Raw genomic sequence first — 1474 nt, 5'->3', positions numbered from 1 at the left:
CTCGACTTTGGCCATTTTTGGCGATGTGTCGGGATCGGTCTGGATGGGGTGACGAAGCGGACGTGACGGGTAGGCTGGCGCTGTTTCGACCAAGAGACATCGCCATGCCCGGCCTGCCCTCCCGCTTCGCCGGGCTCATCCTGGCCTTTGCGCCGCTCTTCGTCCACCGCTCCTGGTGCCACGCCCGGATCCTGCTCGTCGGCGCCATTCTGGCCCCAGGTCGGCGCACGGTCGCCAGCCTGCTGCGCATCATGGGCCGCGCCAACGAGCGCCGCTTCGTCAACTTCCATCGCGTCCTCAACCGCGCTGCATGGTCGCCTCGAGCCGGAGCCCGCATCCTGCTCGGGCACCTGGTCGCGGCATTCGCGCCGTGCGGACCCGTGGTACTGGGCCTCGACGACACGATCGAGCGGCGCTGGGGCAAGCGCATCGGAGCCCGCGGCATCTACCGCGATCCGGTGCGCTCCTCTGACAGCCACTTCGTCAAGACAAGCGGCCTTCGTTGGCTCAGCCTGATGCTGCTGGCGCCCATCCCCTGGGCAGGACGGGTCTGGGCGCTGCCTTTCCTCACCGCCCTCGTCCCCTCCGAGCGCGCCTGCCGCGAGCAGGGCCGCCGGCACAAGCCCCTGCTCGCGGTGGGGCGCCAGCTCGTCCTCCAGACCCGCCGCTGGCTGCCGGGACGCGACCTCGTGCTGGTGGCCGACAGCGGCTTTGCGGCGCTCGCCTTCCTCGACGCTCTGAGCTGCGGCGGCGTGAGCGTCATCACCCGCCTGCGCCTCGACGCGGCGCTCTACGATCCGGCCCCGCCCCGCCGGCCCGGCACGATTGGGCGTCCCCGCACCAAAGGAGCGCGGCGCCCGACCCTGGCGCAGGTCCTCATGGCCGAGGAGACTGACTGGCATCGGCGCACGGTGCCGGGCTGGTACGGGGTCGGCGGACGCGTGCTCGAGGTCGCCTCCGCGACGGCGGTGTGGCGCCATGCCGGCCTGCCGGTGGTGCCGATCCGCTGGGTCCTGGTGCGCGATCCCGACGACCGCTTCGCGCCTCAGGCGCTGCTGTGCACCGACCTCACCCGCGATCCCGAGCAGATCCTGACCTGGTTCGTACGACGCTGGAGCGTCGAGGTGACGTTCCAGGAGACCCGCGCCCACCTCGGCGTCGAGACCCAGCGCCAGTGGTCGGACAAGGCCATCGCCCGCACCACGCCCTGCCTGCTCGCCTTGTTCTCGATCGTCACCCTGCTGGCCGCGCGGCTGCCAGCGCGCGAGCGCCGCAAGAAGGCCCTGGCCGCCTGGTACCCAAAAGCGCAACCCACCTTCTCGGATGCGCTGGCCGGCGTGCGCCGCGCGCTCTGGCGCGAGAGGGCTTTGGCAACATCCCGGCGCCGACGTCACCGAACAAAACCTCGCTTCGCTCTACCCCCGCCCTGGGCCTACGCCCTCTGCAACGCGGCATGAATGGCCAAAGTCGAGCT

General features: G+C 71.1%; 1 protein-coding gene. It reads left to right on the top strand.

The genetic code is table 11. The features are described from left to right. The first annotated feature begins 104 nt into the window (after positions 1-104). Positions 105-1457: an IS701 family transposase gene (locus MFF64_RS36455; protein ID WP_099901219.1), complete on the top strand. Its 1353-nt coding sequence runs from the start codon at positions 105-107 to the stop codon at positions 1455-1457. Positions 1458-1474: the final 17 nt, after the last annotated feature.

The sequence above is a fragment of the Methylobacterium frigidaeris genome, assembly GCF_022179185.1.
Taxonomy (GTDB): domain Bacteria; phylum Pseudomonadota; class Alphaproteobacteria; order Rhizobiales; family Beijerinckiaceae; genus Methylobacterium; species Methylobacterium frigidaeris.
Note: the sequence above shows the minus strand (reverse complement) of the source record. Positions and strands in the feature narration are given on the sequence as shown.